This is a genomic window from Microbispora sp. H10949 (assembly GCF_014161435.1).
GTDB lineage: Bacteria > Actinomycetota > Actinomycetes > Streptosporangiales > Streptosporangiaceae > Microbispora > Microbispora triticiradicis.
Genome location: NZ_JABBWZ010000036.1, coordinates 1 through 1,063, shown reverse-complemented (window position 1 = coordinate 1,063; position 1,063 = coordinate 1). Strand labels below are relative to the sequence as shown.

The following is a 1,063-nucleotide window of genomic DNA, read 5'->3' as shown; positions in this document are numbered from 1 at the left end:
TGTGATGTGACTGCGTGCCTTTTGAAGAATGAGCCTGCGAGTTATGGTGTGTGGCGAGGTTAACCCGTGTGGGGGAGCCGTAGCGAAAGCGAGTCTGAATAGGGCGTTTGTAGTCGCATGCTGTAGACCCGAAGCGGGGTGATCTACGCATGGGCAGGTTGAAGCGCGGGTAAGACCGCGTGGAGGACCGAACCCACCAGGGTTGAAAACCTGGGGGATGACCTGTGTGTAGGGGTGAAAGGCCAATCAAACTCCGTGATAGCTGGTTCTCCCCGAAATGCATTTAGGTGCAGCGTTGCGTGGTGCTTGCCGGAGGTAGGGCTCTGGTTGGCTGATGGGCCCGACAAGGTTACTGACGTCAGCCAAACTTCGAATGCCGGTAAGTTGAGCGTGGCAGTGAGACTGCGGGGGATAAGCTCCGTGGTCGAGAGGGAAACAGCCCAGATCACCGACTAAGGCCCCTAAGCGTGTGCTAAGTGGGAAAGGATGTGGAGTCGCAGTGACAACCAGGAGGTTGGCTTAGAAGCAGCCACCCTTGAAAGAGTGCGTAATAGCTCACTGGTCAAGTGATTCTGCGCCGACAATGTAGCGGGGCTCAAGTACACCGCCGAAGTCGTGGCACTGCCAGCTTGCTGGTGGTGGGTAGGGGAGCGTCGTGCGAGCCGGTGAAGCCGCCGAGTGATCGTGTGGTGGAGGTCGTACGAGTGAGAATGCAGGCATGAGTAGCGAGTCAGAAGTGAGAATCTTCTGCGCCGAATGACCAAGGGTTCCTGGGGCAGGTTCGTCCGCCCAGGGTAAGTCGGGACCTAAGGCGAGGCCGACAGGCGTAGTCGATGGACAACGGGTTGATATTCCCGTACCCGCTGTGATGCGCCCATATCGAATCCAGTGATACTAAGGGTCCTTAAGCCGGTTGGCTCTTCGGAGCCGGCGTCAGGGTGAACGCCTGGCCTGATCTGGTAGTAGGTAAGCGATGGGGTGACGCAGGAAGGTAGCCCAGCCCGGGCGGTGGTTGTCCCGGGGTAAGCATGTAGGGAGAGAGATAGGCAAATCCGTCTCTCAT

At 58.0% G+C, this 1,063-nt stretch carries 1 rRNA gene; it reads left to right on the top strand.

Features of this window, described 5'->3' with window-relative positions:
• Positions 1 to 1,063 (top strand): 23S ribosomal RNA (locus HHX40_RS35465); the annotation flags it as partial.